We start from the raw sequence: 15,416 nt of genomic DNA, 5'->3' as shown, positions 1-15,416 counted from the left end.
GCCATCAGCCAAGGTCATTGGCAACCGTAAGGCCGTGGTCCTGCGCCGGTCGATGCGCCGTAAACAAGTCGATCGCGCCGGTGATGGTCAAAAGCCGAAACGTCTCGGCCACATGCCTGAAGCCGGCCGCCGCGATCAGGCCGGGGAGCACGCCGTCGGCATTGGGCCGGGTATCATCGATGCCATCGAGCCGCTGCACGGTCAGGCGGAAGGCAAGCCGCATGAAACCCTGCTGGCGGCCATAATCGGCGATCACCAGGCGCCCACCCGGGCGCAGCATGGCGAACATGGCGCGCAGGGTTGCCGCCTTCTCCCTGACCGGCATCTGATGCAGCACGAGACTCGACACGACAGCGTCGGCGGTACCCGGGGCCACGTCCCTGGCAAATCCCTGACGCCAGTCGATATCGGCCCGCCGCACAGCGGCCTTGTGCCGCGCGATGTCGAGCGCCTCGGCATCGGGATCGAGACCGATCACCTGCGTCCTGGGCTCGGCTTGCTTGAGCATCAGCGCGAAGCTGCCGGTGCCACAGCCGACGTCGACGACCGTCTCACCGGCTTTGGGCGCCAGGGCGGCGAGCATGGCGGCACGCCACCGCTTCTCCCGCGTCCACAGGCGGATCGCGCGATCATAGTCTTTCGTCGATCCGGTCCCGAGCGGCGGGGTGTAGGATTGCATTGGCTTCTCCCAACGCGAGGCGTCCGAAACGATAAGCTACATCGACATGGGCGGCGATAGTGTCCCCAGCCAGGCGACGAGCCCGAGAATGACGATCGCAAGACCGCCTTCGACGACGAGGCTCGCGCGCAGCAGCGCCTGCGCCCGTGGCGCGTCCTCTTCCTCGATCGCCTGCGCAAGTGCCGGGGTCAGGCGATAACGGTTGAGCGCGGCCAGGCCCAGCATGCCGGCGAACAGCAGCAGCTTGGCGATGAGCAGCAGGCCGTAGGTCGACTGCCCGAGCGAGGCGATGTTGCCCGGACCGACGAGGAACCAGCCGTTCACCGTCCCGGTCAGGATCAGCAGGGCGACGATGATCGTGCCGACGAGGGAGAAGCCCCGCAACGCTTCCTCGGCGAGCGTGACCCGGTCCATGTCTTGAGCGGCGAGATCGTCGGTTGCGAGCCTGGGAAGTACCAGCGCGAGGAATGCGGCAAGCGCGCCGACCCAGGCGCCGGCGGCGAGCAGATGGATGAGATCGGCCCCCAGTTGCAGCCAGCCCGCCTCGCCTTCGCCAGCCGCGCCATGCCCACTCCAGGCGAGGGTCGCGAGTGCGACCGCGCCTGCCAGAGTGGAGGCGATGAAGGCAGGACCGGATTGCCGGCGATAGAAGGGGATGGAGAGCAGAAGAACGAGGAGCGCGACGAGGCGCGCCTTCAGCGCCGTTCCCATGGACGTGCCGTTGAACAGCTCTGCGACCATGGAAAGATCAGGCTGGGTGAGCGGCAGCCCGGTCATGGCCGCTGCCTGCAACGCGAACCCCAGCGCCGACAGCAGGAGGGCGAGACAGGCGAGACCGGCCACCATTGCTACCATCGGCAGATGCCGCTGTACCATCCGGCCGCCGCCGGGCGCATAGAGCGCGAACAGCGGCAGGCCGAACAACAGGCCGAGATCGACGTAGAGCGCCCAGCGGACGGCGACGAGTGCCACGTCGTTCATGGCGTCACTTGACGGTAAAGGCGAGATTGCCCTGGATGCGGTGCGTGTCGGTCGAGACGACGTGCCAGGCGACCTGATAGCTGCCCGCCATGAGCGGCTTGGCGAGCGTCAGCACGAGCGTCTTGTCGCCTTCGACGGACGTCTTGAAGCCGGTTACCGCCATGCGATGGTTGGGCATGCCGGGCATACCGGTCATCACGATCTCGGCACCCGACAGCCTGGGCATCAGACCTTCGCTGAACGTAAGCGTAATGCGCGAGGGCGCCGAGACGCTGGCATTGGCGGCCGGAGCCGAGGATACAAGCTTGGGATGGGCATAGGCCGGAGCCGAAACACTTAGGCCTACGATGGCGATAGCTGCGAGAGGCGAAAAGAAACGCATTGGAACATTCTCCTGTGGATCCCATGAGACAATACGCAGCCGCGACCTGCACCCCTCGCAATTTTCTTTTTGTTCCCGGACAAGGGTTGCCGGACCATCCTGCGTATTGAGAAGTGAAGACGGAGAAACATCATGGACCACCTCGACGACATGCTCAGCCGGTTGCGGGAAGCGCCGCTCGATCCCCGGCTTGCCGGGCTGGACAGCCGCGTCATGGCCGAGATCGCCCGGCTCCAGGCCATGCCCCGCCTGAGCGCCACGACATTCGGTATCGCCGCGACAGCAGCCTTGTTCCTGGGAATTGCCGGCTCGGCCGTGCCTGTGCGGTCGACCGAAGCCGGGCCGATATCGCCCTTTGACGCGCGGCTCGCGCTCGCTCCTTCGACGCTGCTGAGTTCACAATGATGCGCGACCGCCGGCTCCTGCTCCTCGTCCTGCTGACCTTTGCCGCGGCGATCGCTGGCGTTGTCATCGGCCGCGTCTATGTGGTTCCAGTACGCCCGGTCGAAAATGAGCTGCACGAGCTGCTCCATCGCGATCTGAAGCTGGATTCCGCGCAACACAGCCGGCTCGAGACAATCGAGAAGAACTACGCCTTACGGCGTCAAGCGCTGGAGGCCGAACTGCGCGCCGACAATGCGCGCCTCGCGGAGGCGATCGAAGCGGAGCATGGCTATGGCCCGCAAGTCGCAGCGGCGGTGGATCGCTCGCACCAGGCCATGGGGGCCCTGCAGAAGGAAACGCTCGAGCACATCTTCGCAATGCGGGCCGTGCTGCGTCCCGATCAGACCGAGAAGTTCGACGACGCCGTCGTGAAAGCGCTGACGGCCAAGTCCAAATGACCGCGAGCCTCCCCGACTGCTCGGACGGGGAGCTCGCGGCTTTGGCGCTTGGCGGGCGGCAAGCGGCTTATGGCGAACTGGTCCGGCGGCATCAAGGTTGGGTTCACCGGCTCGTGCGCAGCCATGTCGGATCTATGGATGAGGCCTTAGATGTCACCCAGGCGAGCTTCGTCGCGGCCTTTGCCGCACTCAACCGCTATGACGCTGCGCGACCTTTTCCGGTCTGGATGTCCCGGATCGTCATCAACAAATGCCATGACTGGCGGCGCCGGCGCGCGGTCCGGAACTTCTTCTCCATGGCCCTGCCGCTGGGCGAGGCGGATGACGTCGCCGATGAGGCGCCGCTACCCGACCAGGCAATCGGCGCCGAGCAGCAACTGGCAGAGGCGATGAAAGCGATCGCCGCCCTGCCCGCCTCTCTCAAGGACACGCTCATCCTGCGGACGATCGACGAGAAGTCGGAAGCCGAAACCGCCGAGATTCTCGGCATCAGCCAGAAGGCAGTCGAGACCCGCCTCTACCGCGCCCGGGCGCGCCTCGCGGAAATATTGAAGAAAGTTTGAGGGGGATGAGGCCACGCTGCGTATTTCCAATAGGTCCGCCCTCTTTCTTAAAGCTGAGACAAACCGAATGATTTCTGCTCTCGACCGCCGCCAGTTCCTCCGCGGCGCGGCCCTCGCCGGCGGCGGCGCAGCATTGTCAGCCTGGCTGCCGGCCTGGGCGCAGACGATCTCGCCGGGGATGCGACCGACGCTGCCGACCGTGTCGGGCGAAGACATCACGCTCACCATCGCCCGGCAGTCGATGACCATCGACGGGCGCAAGTTCCGGGCAATCGGCCTCAACGGCACGGTCCCCGCCCCGCTGATCCGGCTGCGCGAGGGCCAGCGCGTGCGGCTCAACGTCATCAATCAGCTCGAGGAAGACAGCTCAATCCACTGGCACGGGCTGTTGGTTCCGGCGAAACACGACGGCGTGCCGGGCGTCTCCTTCCCCGGCATCAAGCCCGGCAGCAGCTATCTGTATGATTTTCCGGTGATGCAGAACGGTACCTACTGGTATCACAGCCATTCGGGCCTGCAGGAGCAAGAAGGCCATTACGGGCCGATCATCATCGACCCGGCGGGCACCGATCCGGTCGCCTATGACCGCGAACATGTCATCGTATTGGCCGATCACAGCGCGCTGTCACCGCAGGCGATCTTCCGTCGCCTCAAGGTCAATCCCGGCCATTTCAACTTCCAGCGCCAGACGCTGGCCGGACTTCTGTCTGGCAAGGACCAGCCGCTCAAGGATCGGCTCGACTGGGGCCAGATGCGCATGGACCCGACCGACATCTCCGATGTGACCGGATCGACCTACACCTATCTCGTCAACGGCCACGGTCCCATGGACAACTGGACTGCGCTCTTCACCCCGGGCGAGCGGGTGCGGCTGCGCGTCATCAATGCCTCGGCGATGACCACCTTCAATGTCCGCATTCCCGGCCTGCCCCTGAGCATCGTTCAGGCCGACGGGCAGAATGTGATGCCGGTCAGCGTCGACGAATTCCAGATCGGCGTCGCCGAGACCTACGATGTCATCGTAACGCCTAGCGAAGATAAGGCCTACACGCTCGTCGGCGAGGCAATCGATCGTTCCGGCATGGCGCGCGCGACGCTGGCGCCGCGGGCCGGCATGGCCGGCGAGGTGCCGCCGCTGCGCAAACGGCCGCTCGCCGACATGAAGGACATGGGCATGGACATGTCCTCGATGTCCGGCATGGAGGGCATGGACATGTCGGGCGGCACGACGCGGGGCGTCGATCCGACTGCCGAAAAGAACGCATCTGCCCGCCTCGCAACCGGTGCGGGGGCCGCGATGGCGTCCGGCATGGAGCAAGGCGCCATGGGAGACATGGACCACTTGGGGATGGATCACTCGTCGATGGCGGGCATGGACCACGGGGCGATGGGCGCCGATGGCCAGATGGCGGGCATGGATCATGGCGGGCACGCGATGGGCTCGATGAAGATGCGCGACTTCTCGAATGCGCCCCAGGTGAAGCGCGACCCGAGCGTCCAGACCATCTCGCCGATGCCCGTAGACCGCACCGGCGAGCCCGGCCAGGGCCTCGCCGACGTCGGCCACAAGGTGCTTGTCTACAGGGACCTGATGGCGCTCGATCGCAATCCGGACGTGCGCGCGCCGAGCCGCAGCATCGACATTCACCTCACCGGCAACATGGAGCGGTTCATGTGGTCGTTCGACGGCGAAAAAATGTCGGACCATCACGAGCCGATCCCCTTCATCGAAGGCGAGCGGGTGCGCGTCAATCTCATCAACGACACGATGATGGGGCATCCGATCCATATTCACGGGCATTTTTTCGAGCTGGTGACGGGGCATGGCGATCATGCGCCGCGCAAGCATACGGTGATCGTCCAGCCCGGCGGCAAGGTGACCTGGGACTTCACCGCCGACGCGGTCGGCGACTGGGCCTTCCACTGTCATCTCCTCTACCACATGCATGCAGGGATGATGCGGGTCGTGAGCGTCCGTCCGAAGGGAGACGCGTAATGACCCGCATCCTCACGCCGCTGGTGAGCGCGATCGCCCTTTTCGCTGCCGCGCCCGCCTTTGCCCAGGATCATTCGATGCACGGCATGCCCGGCATGGCGCCGCCGGGCGAAGTGGCGCCGGCGCAGGAGAAGAAGAAGGACAAGGCCGCCGCCAGGCCGCGCGCTCAGACACCAGCGCCGGACGCCACCTCGGCGATGGACCATTCGCAGCACCAGGCCAGTCCTGCGCCGCAGGGAGATGCGGCCGGTCAGCCGCAACCCGCGTCTCCCGCGATGCCGGAGATGCCGGGTATGGACCATTCGCAGCATGGCCAGACAACGATGCCGGGAATGCCCGCCATGCCCGGCATGCAAATGACCGGCACGGCGCTTCCGGCCGGCAATGCGCCCCCGCCGCCTCCCCCAAGCGACCACTTCGCCGATCGTGATTTTCCCGGCGGCGAGATGGCGCGCTCGCGCGACATCATGATGAAGGATAGCGGCGGCAACAATTTCGGGCAGGTGCTGCTCAACGTGTTCGAGTATCAGGCGCATAGCGGCCGCGATGGCTATCGCTGGGATGGCGAAGGCTTTTACGGCGGCGACATCAACCGGCTCTGGCTCAAGAGCGAGGGCGAAGGCGAGTTCGGCCGCGGCATCGACAGCGCCGAGGTGCAGGTGCTCTACAGCCGGGCCATCGACCCCTATTTCAATCTTCAGGGCGGTATCCGCCAGGACTTCGGCCGCGGGCCCGACCGCACCTACGCGACGATCGGCGTCGAGGGCCTGGCTCCTGGCATGTTCGAGGTCGAAGGCGCGCTGTTCCTCTCGACCAAGGGCGATGTTCTGGGCCGGGTCGAGGGCTATTACGACCAGCGCATCACCCAGCGCCTGATCTTGCAGCCGCGCGCCGAGGTCAATTTCGCCGCGCAGGATATTCCGGAGAACGACATCGGTTCGGGGCTGGTCAACATAGAGCTCGGCGCGCGCCTGCGCTACGAATTCAGCCGCCAGTTCGCACCTTACATCGGCGTTTCCTATCTGCGCAAAGCCGGAGACACGGCGCGGCTGTCGAGGCTTGCGGGCGAGGACGTCCATGCCACCAGCTTCGTCGCCGGCGTTCGCTTCTGGTTTTAGCATCAGGACGGTTGATGGCGGGGGCGAACAAGAGAGCGGGGCGTTACACTCATACCCAGGTCGGCCGGCGCCGAGCGAAGGAGATACGCCATGGACCATTCGTCCCACATGAACACCCGGAAGATGGGTGCCTATTGGAGCCTTGCCGTTCAGACCGTCATCAGCGGCGTCATCATGTATCTGGTGATGTTCGTCATGATCGACGGGCTCGACAGCTTCTACAACAACCTCAACATGCTCTACATGACGCTGATGATGGTCGCACCGATGGTGGTGCTGATGATCCTCGCCATGCGACACATGTTCGTGTCGAAGGCCGCCAACATCGCGCTGATCGCCGCGTCGCTGGTCGCCTTCTTCGGCAGCTTTGCACTCATCCGCACCCAGACCACGATCGGCGACACGGCCTTTCTGCGCTCGATGATCCCGCATCATTCCGGGGCGATCCTGATGTGCCAGGAAGCAAAGCTCAGCGATCCGGAAGTCATCCGGCTTTGCGAAGCGATCAAGCGCTCGCAGCGGCAGGAAATCGACGAGATGAAGGCCATACTCGCGCGGCGCTGAGTGGCACGGTCGGGCTACGCCCGGATACGTGCGCCCGGCCAGGTATGTGAGCCGGCCGATGGTCGACACGAGGCGCGGGGCGGACGAGATTGCCAGGGAGGTGGTGCGGCTTGCGCCGTTGTTCCTGCGACAGGCTGGCGGCCATGTCCTGACGCTGCTCGATCCTGCCGGGATCGTGCTGAGCTATAATGAAGAAGGCGAGCGTGCCGAATGCTGGCCCCTCGATCGCGTCCTGGGACAGCCCCATGACCTGTTCTACCCGCCCGACGAGATTGCGGCCGGCCGCCCGTGCGCAGACCTGGCGGCCGCCCTTCACGAAGGCACGCTGGAGCGCGAAGCGTGGCGGGTCTGCGAGAACGGAGCGGAGTATCTCGCGCGCCTGACGATCAGCGCCCTGTTCGAAGGCGACGCACATCGAGGCTTTGCCTGCATCAGTCGCGATGTCACCGACGAGGCGGCGGTCCGGGCGTCAATCGAGACCCGCGAGCAGCATCTCCAGTCGATCCTGGCGACCGTCCCCGATGCGATGATCATCATCGACGAGACCGGCGACATCACGTCGTTCAGCGCGGCCGCCCAACGCCTGTTCGGCTATTCGGAAACCGAGCTCGTCGGCCGCAACGTCTCCTGCCTGATGCCCCAGCCCGATCGCGACCGGCATGACGAATATATCGCGCATTATCTCCAGACCGGCGAGCGCCGGATCATCGGCCTCGGCCGCGTCGTGGTCGGCCAGCGCCGCGACGGCTCGACCTTCCCGATGCAGCTGTCGGTTGGCGAGGCCGGTGAAGACGGGCAGCGGTTGTTCACCGGCTTCATCCGGGATCTCACCGCCAAGGAGCAGGATGAGCTCAGGCTCAAGGAACTGCAGGCAGAGCTGGTCCATGTCTCCCGGCTGAGCGCGATGGGCACGATGGCCTCGACCCTCGCGCATGAGCTCAACCAGCCGCTTGCCGCGGTCGCGCTCTATCTCGAGACGATCCGCGACATGCTCGACGAGCGGGACGACGAACCCTTCGTGTCGCTACGGTCGGTGATGGATGATGCGGCACAGGAAACGCTGCGGGCCGGCCATATCGTCCGGCGCCTGCGCGATTTCGTCGCCCGCGGCGAGGTCGACAAGAGCCTCCACGATCTGCCGCAGGTTGTCGCCGAGGCGAGCGAGCTCGCGCTGGTCGGTGCACGCGAGCGCGGCATCCGCAGCTTCTTCGCGGTCGATCCCGCCGCGACGCCGGTTCTCGTCGACAGGGTGCAGATCCAGCAGGTGCTGGTCAACCTGATGCGCAACGCCATCGAGGCGATGGCGGCGTGTCCTGTTCGCGACCTCAAGGTAGCGACCAGGTTGCGCCCTGACGGGCTGATCGAGGTGACCGTGGAGGATACCGGCCCCGGCATCGCCGACGAGGTCCGGGAGCAGCTCTTCACGGCGTTCAAGTCGACAAAGGCCGACGGCATGGGCCTCGGCCTTTCGATCTGCCGGACCATCATCGAAGCGCATGGGGGCCGTATCTGGATGGAGCGCCCCGACCGCGGCGGCGCGCGCTTTCATTTTACCTTGATCCATGCGCGGGCGGAGGAGGAACATGGGGGATAGACGCGTCATCCATCTGGTCGACGACGAGGAGAGCATCCGCAAGGCGGCGAGCTTTGCGCTCAAGACCGCGGGCTACGACGTCGTGACCTATGCCTCGGGCGTGGAGTTTCTCAAGGAGGCGAAGTCGGCGGCCGTCGGCTGCGTCATCCTCGACGTGCGCATGCCCGAGATGGACGGTCTCGAGATTCAGGCCGCCATGGCAGCACGCGGGGTCAATATGCCGGTCATCGTCCTGACCGGCCATGGCGACGTGTCGGTTGCGGTGCAGGCCATGAAAGGCGGCGCGGTCGACTTTCTCGAGAAGCCCTTCGAGAAAGCCGCCCTGCTCGGCGCCGTCAGCCGCGCGTTCGCGCGTCTCGACGATGTCGACCTTCGCACTCTGGAAACCTCTGAAGCCGGCGTGCGGGTCGCTGCACTGACGCCCCGGGAGCGTGAAGTGCTGGAAGGGCTGGCGAACGGCCTGCCCAATAAGACGATCGCCTATGACCTGGGCTGTTCATCGCGAACGGTCGAGGTCCATCGCGCGAGCCTGATGGCCAAGCTCGAGGTCCGCAATTTGTCCGAAGCCCTGCGGATCGCCTTTGCCGCGGGCATGGGCCGCAAGCCGAAGTGACTGCGACCTCTACGTAGCGACGGGACGAGGCGCGATATGCGATCGATGGTGCAATCGTCACACGGGTGTCCGCTTCTCGCAATGCCATCGGTCCGTTCCACTCAGCATGATGGCAGATACACCATCCTCGTCTCCGACGACGATCCCGGCGTGCGGCGTGGCCTCCAGCTGCTGCTGAGATCGCGCGGCTATGCCGTGTGGGGATATACGACCGGCCACGCGCTGTTGGCCGACCCCCGCGCGAAGGAGGCAGACTGCGTCATCCTCGACTATCGCATGCCCGACATCGACGGATTCGCGATGCTGCGTCACCTTCGCGAGATCGGATGGTCGGGACGCGCCATCATGATCTCAGGCTTTCACGACACGCTGCTGGCCTCGCGGGCCGCCGAGGCGGGCTTCGATCACGTTCTCGCAAAGCCTTTGATCGGCAGGGCTTTGCTCGATGCGTTGGACCGGCACCGCGCCGAGACGCTTCGAAAGCATTGAATTGTGGCAACCTACCCCCGGCGGCCTCAGCCCTGCGCGATGTGGACAGCGGTCAGCGACGTCAAAGCCAGTGGTTGCGTTTGAACCGGATGTAGAGTCCGATGCAGACTGCGGCGATGACGCCGAGGATTACGCACACGAAGTCATCCTCGGCGATATGCTCGCACACCGGATCGATCAGGGTCACCGGCCGTAGCCGTTTGCCCTCATGATATAGAAAGGCGGCGACGACGCTCATGCCACTTTCCGGTGCCACCACCTGCGGCGGCGACCGGAAGCCGTGTGCCTCGCCCATTGAGACGCGTGCGCAAGCAGGCGCGCCTCGCCCTTTAACCCCAGTCGCAGGAAGACAAAGGCGGCGCGCAGCAATTCGAGCGAGAGCTTATAGAAAATGCGGCGGAGCGTTGGGTTTCGCAGAAGGCCGCTCCCGTTCATGTCGCGCGTGGCTGGGCGGCGCGCTGCCAAATCAAGGGCACGCAGACTGCGAAGGTCCACGCACCCTTGATTGGCGACCGCGAGGGTATTTTCCTCTCTTGCGATGGTACCAAGCGATTGCCCGTGTGGCGCCTCTGCAATCGTGTCGGATGACTATACCTAAGTATCGGATAACGGCGCTGACGACAGGGTTGCCGGGCCCCGGTGAGGCGCGTCGCACCGCGCGGAGACGAAAGCTGGAAGACGGAAAAGCTCAACTGTCGAAAGCGACCGAGCGCGCGAGCGCTTCCTGGGACTGCAGAAAGGCGAGCCGCGATTGCAGCGCCGCCTGGACAACGCCGAAAGCGTCACCCCCCAGAGTCACGCGCAGCGGCGGATGGTCGCTGGTTGCGACATCAACGATCGCTTGCGCGATCTTTTGCGGGTCGAGCGTGTAGAGCTCGTTTCCGGCGGTCTCGAACATCTTGCGGATATGGCCGGCGGGCGTATCGCGATACGCGGCGATCTCGCTGGCGAATTGCAGATTGTGGCTGAAGCTGGTGCGCGCCCCGCCCGGCTCGATCAGTGTCACGAACAGGTTGAAGGGTTCAAGCTCCTGGCGGAGGCATTCGCTGAAGCCTCCAGGCCCCATTTGGCCACATGATAGAGACTGCTCGTCGGAAGCGAGCCCTGACCACTAGCGCTGGAGATCTGGATGATCCGGCCGCTCCCGCGCAGCCGCATGGCGGGGACAAAGGCGCGGGTGATGTGGATGGGCGCCATGAGATTGAGCGCGATCTGGCCTTCGACCTCGGCGTCCGACATCTCTTCGGTGGCGCCGATCACGCCGCCGCCGGCGTTGTTGACCAGAATATCGACGGGTCGACGCGCCTGCGCCCGGGCCACGACCGCAGCAATATCGTCCTTGACCGTGACGTCGAGCGCTTCGACGCGCAGCTGGCTCGGATATTTCGCCGCGAGATCATCGAGGCTTTCGGGCTTGCGGGCCGTCGCGGTAAGGTCGTCGCCAGCGGCCAGGATCAGTTCGGCCAGATGGCGGCCGATGCCGCTGGACGCGCCCGTGAGAAACCAGTGATTGGACATATGTTACTCCATATATTACCAACTGGTAGGCAACTTGAAACCTGGAATGCGTCAATGCTTGGAGGTGTGATGAAGCAACGAACCCGGCGGAATGCCGCACAGAGCCGCGAGACGCTCCTGGCTGCAGCGACCGAGGAGTTCGCGTCCCATGGGCTGGCGGGCGCGCGGATCGACCGGATTGCGCAGGCGGCGGGTATCAGCAAGCCGATGCTCTACACCTATTTCGGGGACAAGGAGGCGCTCTTCGATGCCGCGCTGACGCAGGAAGTGATGGACGCGGCGCATGCCGATCGCTTCGATCCCAATGATCTTGAGGGTTATGCGGGGCGCACCTATGACTTGCTGGTCGAACGCCCGCGCCTGTGGAGGCTGCTGACCTGGCATCATTTGGAGCGTGGCCAGGATGTTCTGATGCTCCCGGCCGGCGAGGTCCTTCTCGGGGAGAAGCTGGACGGGATCGCAGCGGCGCAGGCCGAGGGGCGGATCGTCGCCGACTTCACGCCCCTGGATGTCGTCCGGCTTGTCGCCGCCCTCACCCAGCTCTGGTGCATGACCGGAGCTGCACGCGACGCTGCCGAGCACGCGGCGCGCCGGGCGACGATCATGCGGGCGGTGGGGCGACTGCTGCGCGTGTGATCGTGCGAGGCGCGAGCTGCACGCCCGCGCGCCGACCGGGACACAGCAAGCATTTTTCGCAACCTGCCGTACTGCCCAGCGGCAAAATCAGGGCGGCTCATGCACAAGCCGGCCCGTCGGCTCCGCGGATGCGATCGACGTTCGAGGACTGCGCCGCCACTGCCGAACCGGATTGGATCATCGCCAAGTGACCCAGTGGCTGCGCGACGATCTCAGGTCGCCGGACTCGTCGCACGACGTTTCGTCAGGAGTCGTTTCATCTGCCTCAAAAGGCGAACCTGCGGCTCAATCCGGAAGAAGGCGCGACACATCCAGGAAACGAGGATCAAATGCGGTCCGCATCGGTATTACTTTCCCTGGCGCGTGCAAGCTCAGCAAAGGACTAATGTTCCCGGAGCATCTCTAGCGCTATACCTAGGTATATCACGCCGACACCAATAACATGTGATCATGCCGCTTCGCATTCTTGCCGGCCAAATGTCCCGATCATCAAATCGAAGCGTGCGAGGCTGTATTACGATATGATATTCTATCTCCTATCTCAGCAGCTTTACAAATGAGCGCTCGCAAAAATATCTCTTCAGTCATGAGGGTTCGACGTCTGGCGTGCGTATTATAGCTATATCTATATCTAAATTTCACGAGAATAAGGTATTGGAAAAACAGGAAAAATACTGTTGACCTGTATATACAACTGATGTTGTCTGTGGCTGTTCTAAAACGTCAGGGGGATTGCACATGACCATCAGGATGGCCCTGCTCGGCAGCGCCGCCATCGTCGCGGGCTACGCCGCGCCGGCTCTCGCTCAGGCCGATCCGACACCGCAGCCAAAAGCACAAGTCCTGGGGGATGACAGCGACATCGTCGTTACCGGCTCACGAATCCGTCGGCAGGATCTGGCCGGGGTTGGACCGGCCACCGTGGTCACCGCCGAGCAGATCCAAAATACCGGCATCGTCAATATCGAAACCGCCTTGCAGCGTTTGCCGGCCAATGCCGGCTTCGCGGGCAACCAGACATCGGCCTACTGGACCAACAACGGTTATGGCACTGCTCAGGTCAATCTGCGCGGCCTCGGCATCAAGCGCACACTCGTGCTCCTCAACGGCCGACGCCTCGTCGCGGGCGGCACCGGCGCCAATTCCTCACCCGATCTCAACATGATCCCGGTCGTGGCGCTGGCACGCACCGATGTCCTCAAGGATGGCGCGTCCGCTATCTACGGGGCCGATGCCATGGCCGGCGTGGTCAACCTTGTCACGCGCACCGATTATGAAGGCCTGGGTCTCAGCGTCCGACAAGGCATTACCGAGCGCGGCGACGGCTCCGATCTCACCGCGGACCTACTTTGGGGCATTCGCAACGATCGTGGCGGGTTCATGGCAGCAGTCACCTACCAGAAGACCAGCGCCGTCAACATGGCCTCGCGTGCGCCCTGCTCGCTCGCTGAAACGACGCCGGGCTCGCTGAGCTGCGTCAACAGCGCCTCGACGATCGGCGGACGCGCGGTGCTGCCCAACGGCCAACAGATCAACTTCAACCAGGTACCCGGAGGGAACGGGAACTTCTACGAGCCTTACAGTCCCGCCAAGCACAACTTCAACTCGAACCCGTTTCTCAATGCGGTCAGCCCAGTCGAGCGCGTCAGCACGGCCTTCTTCGCGGACTATGCGCTGACCGACGGTATCCAGGCGTTCGGCGAGTTCCTCTATACGTTCCGCAAGTCGAATCAGATCGCTACACCCGGCACGCTGCGCAATCTCTCAATACCAGCCAGCAATCCGACCAATCCGACCGGCCAGAACCTGGTCCTGGCCCAGCGCCGCCTCGCCGAACCCGGCGCGCGCCACTTCTTCCAGGAGACCGATACCTGGCAAGGCACCTTCGGGCTGCGCGGCAAGCTGGCGAACGACTGGGCCTGGGAAGTCGCGGGCAGCTTCGGGCGTAACACGGCCGTCGACGGCTCGACCAACATCGCCAATCTCGAGCGCGTCGCGAACACGCTCGACAGGAGCAAATGCTCCAGCATGGCGGGCGCGGCCATCCCCTGCGGTGACTATCTTGGGTTCGGAGACCTGACACCTCAGGTTCTGGATTATATTCTGTTCACCTCGCGCGATCGCGGAGGCAACGAACTCGGCACGGTCACGGCTGACCTCAACGGCGATCTCTTCTCCCTTCCAGCCGGCGCGGTGTCCTTCGCCACCGGCGTGGTCTATCGGCGCGAAAAAGGCTGGCGCGATCCCGACCCGTTGACGGTGCTCGGCGTGGCGAACGTCAATCAGCAGGATCCTATTTCGGGCTCGAGCACCGCCAAGGAAGCCTATCTCGAGCTATCGGTGCCGGTGCTTGCCAACACAGCTTTCGCCAAGGCGCTCACGCTCGATGGCGCAGTCCGCTACTCAGACTATAATCTCTTCGGGAGCGACTGGAATTACAAGCTCAGTGCCGACTGGGTAGTCAATGACAGCATCCGTCTGCGCGGCACTTATGGGACGGGCTTTCGCATTCCCAACGTGCCGGAGCTTTTCGGCGGCGTCTCGGAAGGCAATCTGACCACGACCGATCCCTGCTCGCGCTACACCTCCAGCGGCAACGTGACCTTGATCGCCAATTGTCAGGCGTCCGGTGTGCCGGCCAACTATACGCAGCTCGGCACCACGATCCTCACCACAGTGGGCGGTAACCAGAGCCTTCGGCCCGAAAGCTCCACGACCTGGACCGTTGGTACGGTGATATCGCCGCGCGGCATCATCCCAGGGTTGTCGCTGACGGCAGACTGGTTCGACATCAAGATCAAGGACGCGATCCGGGCCATTCCCGGCTCGACCAAGCTCGCAGTCTGCTATGCGAGCCAGAACCTGTCGCACCCGTTCTGCAGCGACTTTACGCGCAGCGCGCTGACCGGCGAGGTCACTTACCTCTCCGCCCAGCCCATCAACACCGGCCGCGAGGAGATGAATGGTCTCGATCTGGGTCTGGTGTACAGTGGTGCGGTGGGCGAGGTGAAGATCTCCTTGGATCTCAACATGACCTATCTCAACAAATATGTCGTAAACCCCTTCCCCGGCGGCGCGCCGATCTATTTCGACGGGTTTATCGGGGGCGGCAATGGCGGCTATCCGAAATGGCGTGGTTATGGCGTGCTGACGGCGGAAAAGGACGGCATCAGCGCGACCTGGTCGACACAATGGATCGGCAAGGCGACCGACTTCAACGCATCGGCCGGCGACATCGGCTACCGCACGCCGAACGTCTTCTACCACAATCTTCAGCTTGCCTTCGCGATCGACGAGAAGACACGTTTCCAGATCGGGGCCGATAATCTGTTCGACCGCAAGGCGCCCTATATCCAGAGCTTCACCGATGCCAACACCGACACGATGACCTATGATCTGCTCGGACGGCGCTTCTACGCCGGCTTCCGAACCGCGTTCTGA

At 64.1% G+C, this 15,416-nt stretch carries 17 protein-coding genes; 11 read left to right on the top strand and 6 right to left on the bottom strand.

What is annotated here, in order from left to right; genetic code table 11:
* Nucleotides 1–4 precede the first annotated feature (4 nt).
* From AC3WLM_RS20605 to copC, 3 genes are read right to left on the bottom strand one after another with little or no spacing between them, the layout of a single operon-like run.
* Nucleotides 5–679: a class I SAM-dependent methyltransferase gene (locus AC3WLM_RS20605; RefSeq protein WP_017501308.1), complete on the bottom strand. Its 675-nt coding sequence runs from the start codon at nt 677–679 to the stop codon at nt 5–7.
* A 36-nt stretch (nt 680–715) separates the two neighbouring features.
* Complete coding sequence (copD, locus tag AC3WLM_RS20600; RefSeq protein ID WP_039335445.1) at nt 716–1,660, bottom strand: copper homeostasis membrane protein CopD; 945 nt, start codon at nt 1,658–1,660, stop codon at nt 716–718.
* Between the two features lie 4 nt (nt 1,661–1,664).
* Complete coding sequence (copC, locus tag AC3WLM_RS20595) at nt 1,665–2,042, bottom strand: copper homeostasis periplasmic binding protein CopC (protein ID WP_039335443.1); 378 nt, start codon at nt 2,040–2,042, stop codon at nt 1,665–1,667.
* 132 nt (nt 2,043–2,174) lie between these two features.
* On the opposite strand from copC, the gene AC3WLM_RS20590 reads away from it, so the two are divergent.
* The 9 genes from AC3WLM_RS20590 (at nt 2,175) to AC3WLM_RS20550 (ending at nt 9,821) form a co-directional block, all read left to right on the top strand.
* The gene (locus AC3WLM_RS20590) at nt 2,175–2,447 is read left to right on the top strand and encodes a hypothetical protein (protein ID WP_039335441.1); all 273 of its coding nucleotides are present in this window, start codon (nt 2,175–2,177) and stop codon (nt 2,445–2,447) included.
* Nucleotides 2,447–2,884, top strand: a complete 438-nt coding sequence (locus AC3WLM_RS20585; protein WP_039335535.1) for a periplasmic heavy metal sensor — start codon at nt 2,447–2,449, stop codon at nt 2,882–2,884. Before AC3WLM_RS20590 ends, AC3WLM_RS20585 begins: the two co-directional genes overlap by 1 nt.
* Nucleotides 2,881–3,447 (top strand): RNA polymerase sigma factor, encoded by a 567-nt coding sequence (locus AC3WLM_RS20580; protein ID WP_039335440.1) that lies wholly within the window; start codon nt 2,881–2,883, stop codon nt 3,445–3,447. The genes AC3WLM_RS20585 and AC3WLM_RS20580 overlap by 4 nt, the downstream gene beginning before the upstream one ends.
* 67 nt (nt 3,448–3,514) lie before the next feature.
* Nucleotides 3,515–5,443 carry a copper resistance system multicopper oxidase gene (locus tag AC3WLM_RS20575; protein ID WP_039335437.1) on the top strand — a complete coding sequence of 643 codons (1,929 nt, stop codon included), beginning with the start codon at nt 3,515–3,517 and terminating at the stop codon, nt 5,441–5,443.
* Nucleotides 5,443–6,561: a copper resistance protein B gene (locus AC3WLM_RS20570; RefSeq protein ID WP_039335436.1), complete on the top strand. Its 1,119-nt coding sequence runs from the start codon at nt 5,443–5,445 to the stop codon at nt 6,559–6,561. Before AC3WLM_RS20575 ends, AC3WLM_RS20570 begins: the two co-directional genes overlap by 1 nt.
* A gap of 90 nt (nt 6,562–6,651) precedes the next feature.
* Complete coding sequence (locus AC3WLM_RS20565; protein WP_015449253.1) at nt 6,652–7,125, top strand: DUF305 domain-containing protein; 474 nt, start codon at nt 6,652–6,654, stop codon at nt 7,123–7,125.
* A 58-nt stretch (nt 7,126–7,183) separates the two neighbouring features.
* Nucleotides 7,184–8,719, top strand: a complete 1,536-nt coding sequence (locus tag AC3WLM_RS20560; RefSeq protein ID WP_030089528.1) for a PAS domain-containing sensor histidine kinase — start codon at nt 7,184–7,186, stop codon at nt 8,717–8,719.
* Nucleotides 8,709–9,332 (top strand): response regulator transcription factor, encoded by a 624-nt coding sequence (locus AC3WLM_RS20555; protein WP_015449255.1) that lies wholly within the window; start codon nt 8,709–8,711, stop codon nt 9,330–9,332. The genes AC3WLM_RS20560 and AC3WLM_RS20555 overlap by 11 nt, the downstream gene beginning before the upstream one ends.
* 81 nt (nt 9,333–9,413) lie before the next feature.
* On the top strand, nt 9,414–9,821 hold the full coding sequence (locus AC3WLM_RS20550; RefSeq protein ID WP_013039094.1) for a response regulator: 408 nt from the start codon (nt 9,414–9,416) through the stop codon (nt 9,819–9,821).
* Nucleotides 9,822–9,882: 61 nt separating this feature from the next.
* On the opposite strand, the gene AC3WLM_RS20545 is transcribed toward AC3WLM_RS20550, so the two are convergent.
* From AC3WLM_RS20545 to AC3WLM_RS20535, 3 genes are all read right to left on the bottom strand, one after another.
* Entirely contained in the window at nt 9,883–10,116 is a 234-nt protein-coding gene (locus AC3WLM_RS20545; protein WP_236727151.1) for a hypothetical protein, read from the bottom strand.
* Nucleotides 10,117–10,509: 393 nt separating this feature from the next.
* Nucleotides 10,510–10,827 (bottom strand): Rossmann-fold NAD(P)-binding domain-containing protein, encoded by a 318-nt coding sequence (locus AC3WLM_RS20540; RefSeq protein ID WP_234792544.1) that lies wholly within the window; start codon nt 10,825–10,827, stop codon nt 10,510–10,512.
* Nucleotides 10,824–11,339, bottom strand: a complete 516-nt coding sequence (locus AC3WLM_RS20535; protein WP_236727150.1) for an SDR family NAD(P)-dependent oxidoreductase — start codon at nt 11,337–11,339, stop codon at nt 10,824–10,826. The genes AC3WLM_RS20540 and AC3WLM_RS20535 overlap by 4 nt, the downstream gene beginning before the upstream one ends.
* Before the next feature lie 69 nt (nt 11,340–11,408).
* Between AC3WLM_RS20535 and AC3WLM_RS20530 the strand changes: the two genes are divergently transcribed.
* Entirely contained in the window at nt 11,409–11,975 is a 567-nt protein-coding gene (locus AC3WLM_RS20530) for a TetR/AcrR family transcriptional regulator (protein WP_039335533.1), read from the top strand.
* Nucleotides 11,976–12,713: 738 nt separating this feature from the next.
* On the top strand, nt 12,714–15,416 hold the full coding sequence (locus tag AC3WLM_RS20525; protein ID WP_492478629.1) for a TonB-dependent receptor domain-containing protein: 2,703 nt from the start codon (nt 12,714–12,716) through the stop codon (nt 15,414–15,416).

It is taken from the genome of Novosphingobium sp. FW305-C-30-35, assembly GCF_058783135.1.
Note: the sequence above shows the minus strand (reverse complement) of the source record. Positions and strands in the feature narration are given on the sequence as shown.

Excerpts from the sequence above, each read along its gene's own strand:
- AC3WLM_RS20605 (WP_017501308.1), bottom strand. The coding sequence starts at position 679 with ATGCAATCCTACACCCCGCCGCTCGGGACCGGATCGACGAAAGACTAT.
- copD (WP_039335445.1), bottom strand. The coding sequence starts at position 1,660 with ATGAACGACGTGGCACTCGTCGCCGTCCGCTGGGCGCTCTACGTCGAT.
- copC (WP_039335443.1), bottom strand. The coding sequence starts at position 2,042 with ATGCGTTTCTTTTCGCCTCTCGCAGCTATCGCCATCGTAGGCCTAAGT.
- AC3WLM_RS20590 (WP_039335441.1), top strand. The coding sequence starts at position 2,175 with ATGGACCACCTCGACGACATGCTCAGCCGGTTGCGGGAAGCGCCGCTC.
- AC3WLM_RS20585 (WP_039335535.1), top strand. The coding sequence starts at position 2,447 with ATGCGCGACCGCCGGCTCCTGCTCCTCGTCCTGCTGACCTTTGCCGCG.
- AC3WLM_RS20580 (WP_039335440.1), top strand. The coding sequence starts at position 2,881 with ATGACCGCGAGCCTCCCCGACTGCTCGGACGGGGAGCTCGCGGCTTTG.
- AC3WLM_RS20575 (WP_039335437.1), top strand. The coding sequence starts at position 3,515 with ATGATTTCTGCTCTCGACCGCCGCCAGTTCCTCCGCGGCGCGGCCCTC.
- AC3WLM_RS20570 (WP_039335436.1), top strand. The coding sequence starts at position 5,443 with ATGACCCGCATCCTCACGCCGCTGGTGAGCGCGATCGCCCTTTTCGCT.
- AC3WLM_RS20565 (WP_015449253.1), top strand. The coding sequence starts at position 6,652 with ATGGACCATTCGTCCCACATGAACACCCGGAAGATGGGTGCCTATTGG.
- AC3WLM_RS20560 (WP_030089528.1), top strand. The coding sequence starts at position 7,184 with ATGGTCGACACGAGGCGCGGGGCGGACGAGATTGCCAGGGAGGTGGTG.
- AC3WLM_RS20555 (WP_015449255.1), top strand. The coding sequence starts at position 8,709 with ATGGGGGATAGACGCGTCATCCATCTGGTCGACGACGAGGAGAGCATC.
- AC3WLM_RS20550 (WP_013039094.1), top strand. The coding sequence starts at position 9,414 with ATGCCATCGGTCCGTTCCACTCAGCATGATGGCAGATACACCATCCTC.
- AC3WLM_RS20545 (WP_236727151.1), bottom strand. The coding sequence starts at position 10,116 with ATGGGCGAGGCACACGGCTTCCGGTCGCCGCCGCAGGTGGTGGCACCG.
- AC3WLM_RS20535 (WP_236727150.1), bottom strand. The coding sequence starts at position 11,339 with ATGTCCAATCACTGGTTTCTCACGGGCGCGTCCAGCGGCATCGGCCGC.
- AC3WLM_RS20530 (WP_039335533.1), top strand. The coding sequence starts at position 11,409 with ATGAAGCAACGAACCCGGCGGAATGCCGCACAGAGCCGCGAGACGCTC.
- AC3WLM_RS20525 (WP_492478629.1), top strand. The coding sequence starts at position 12,714 with ATGACCATCAGGATGGCCCTGCTCGGCAGCGCCGCCATCGTCGCGGGC.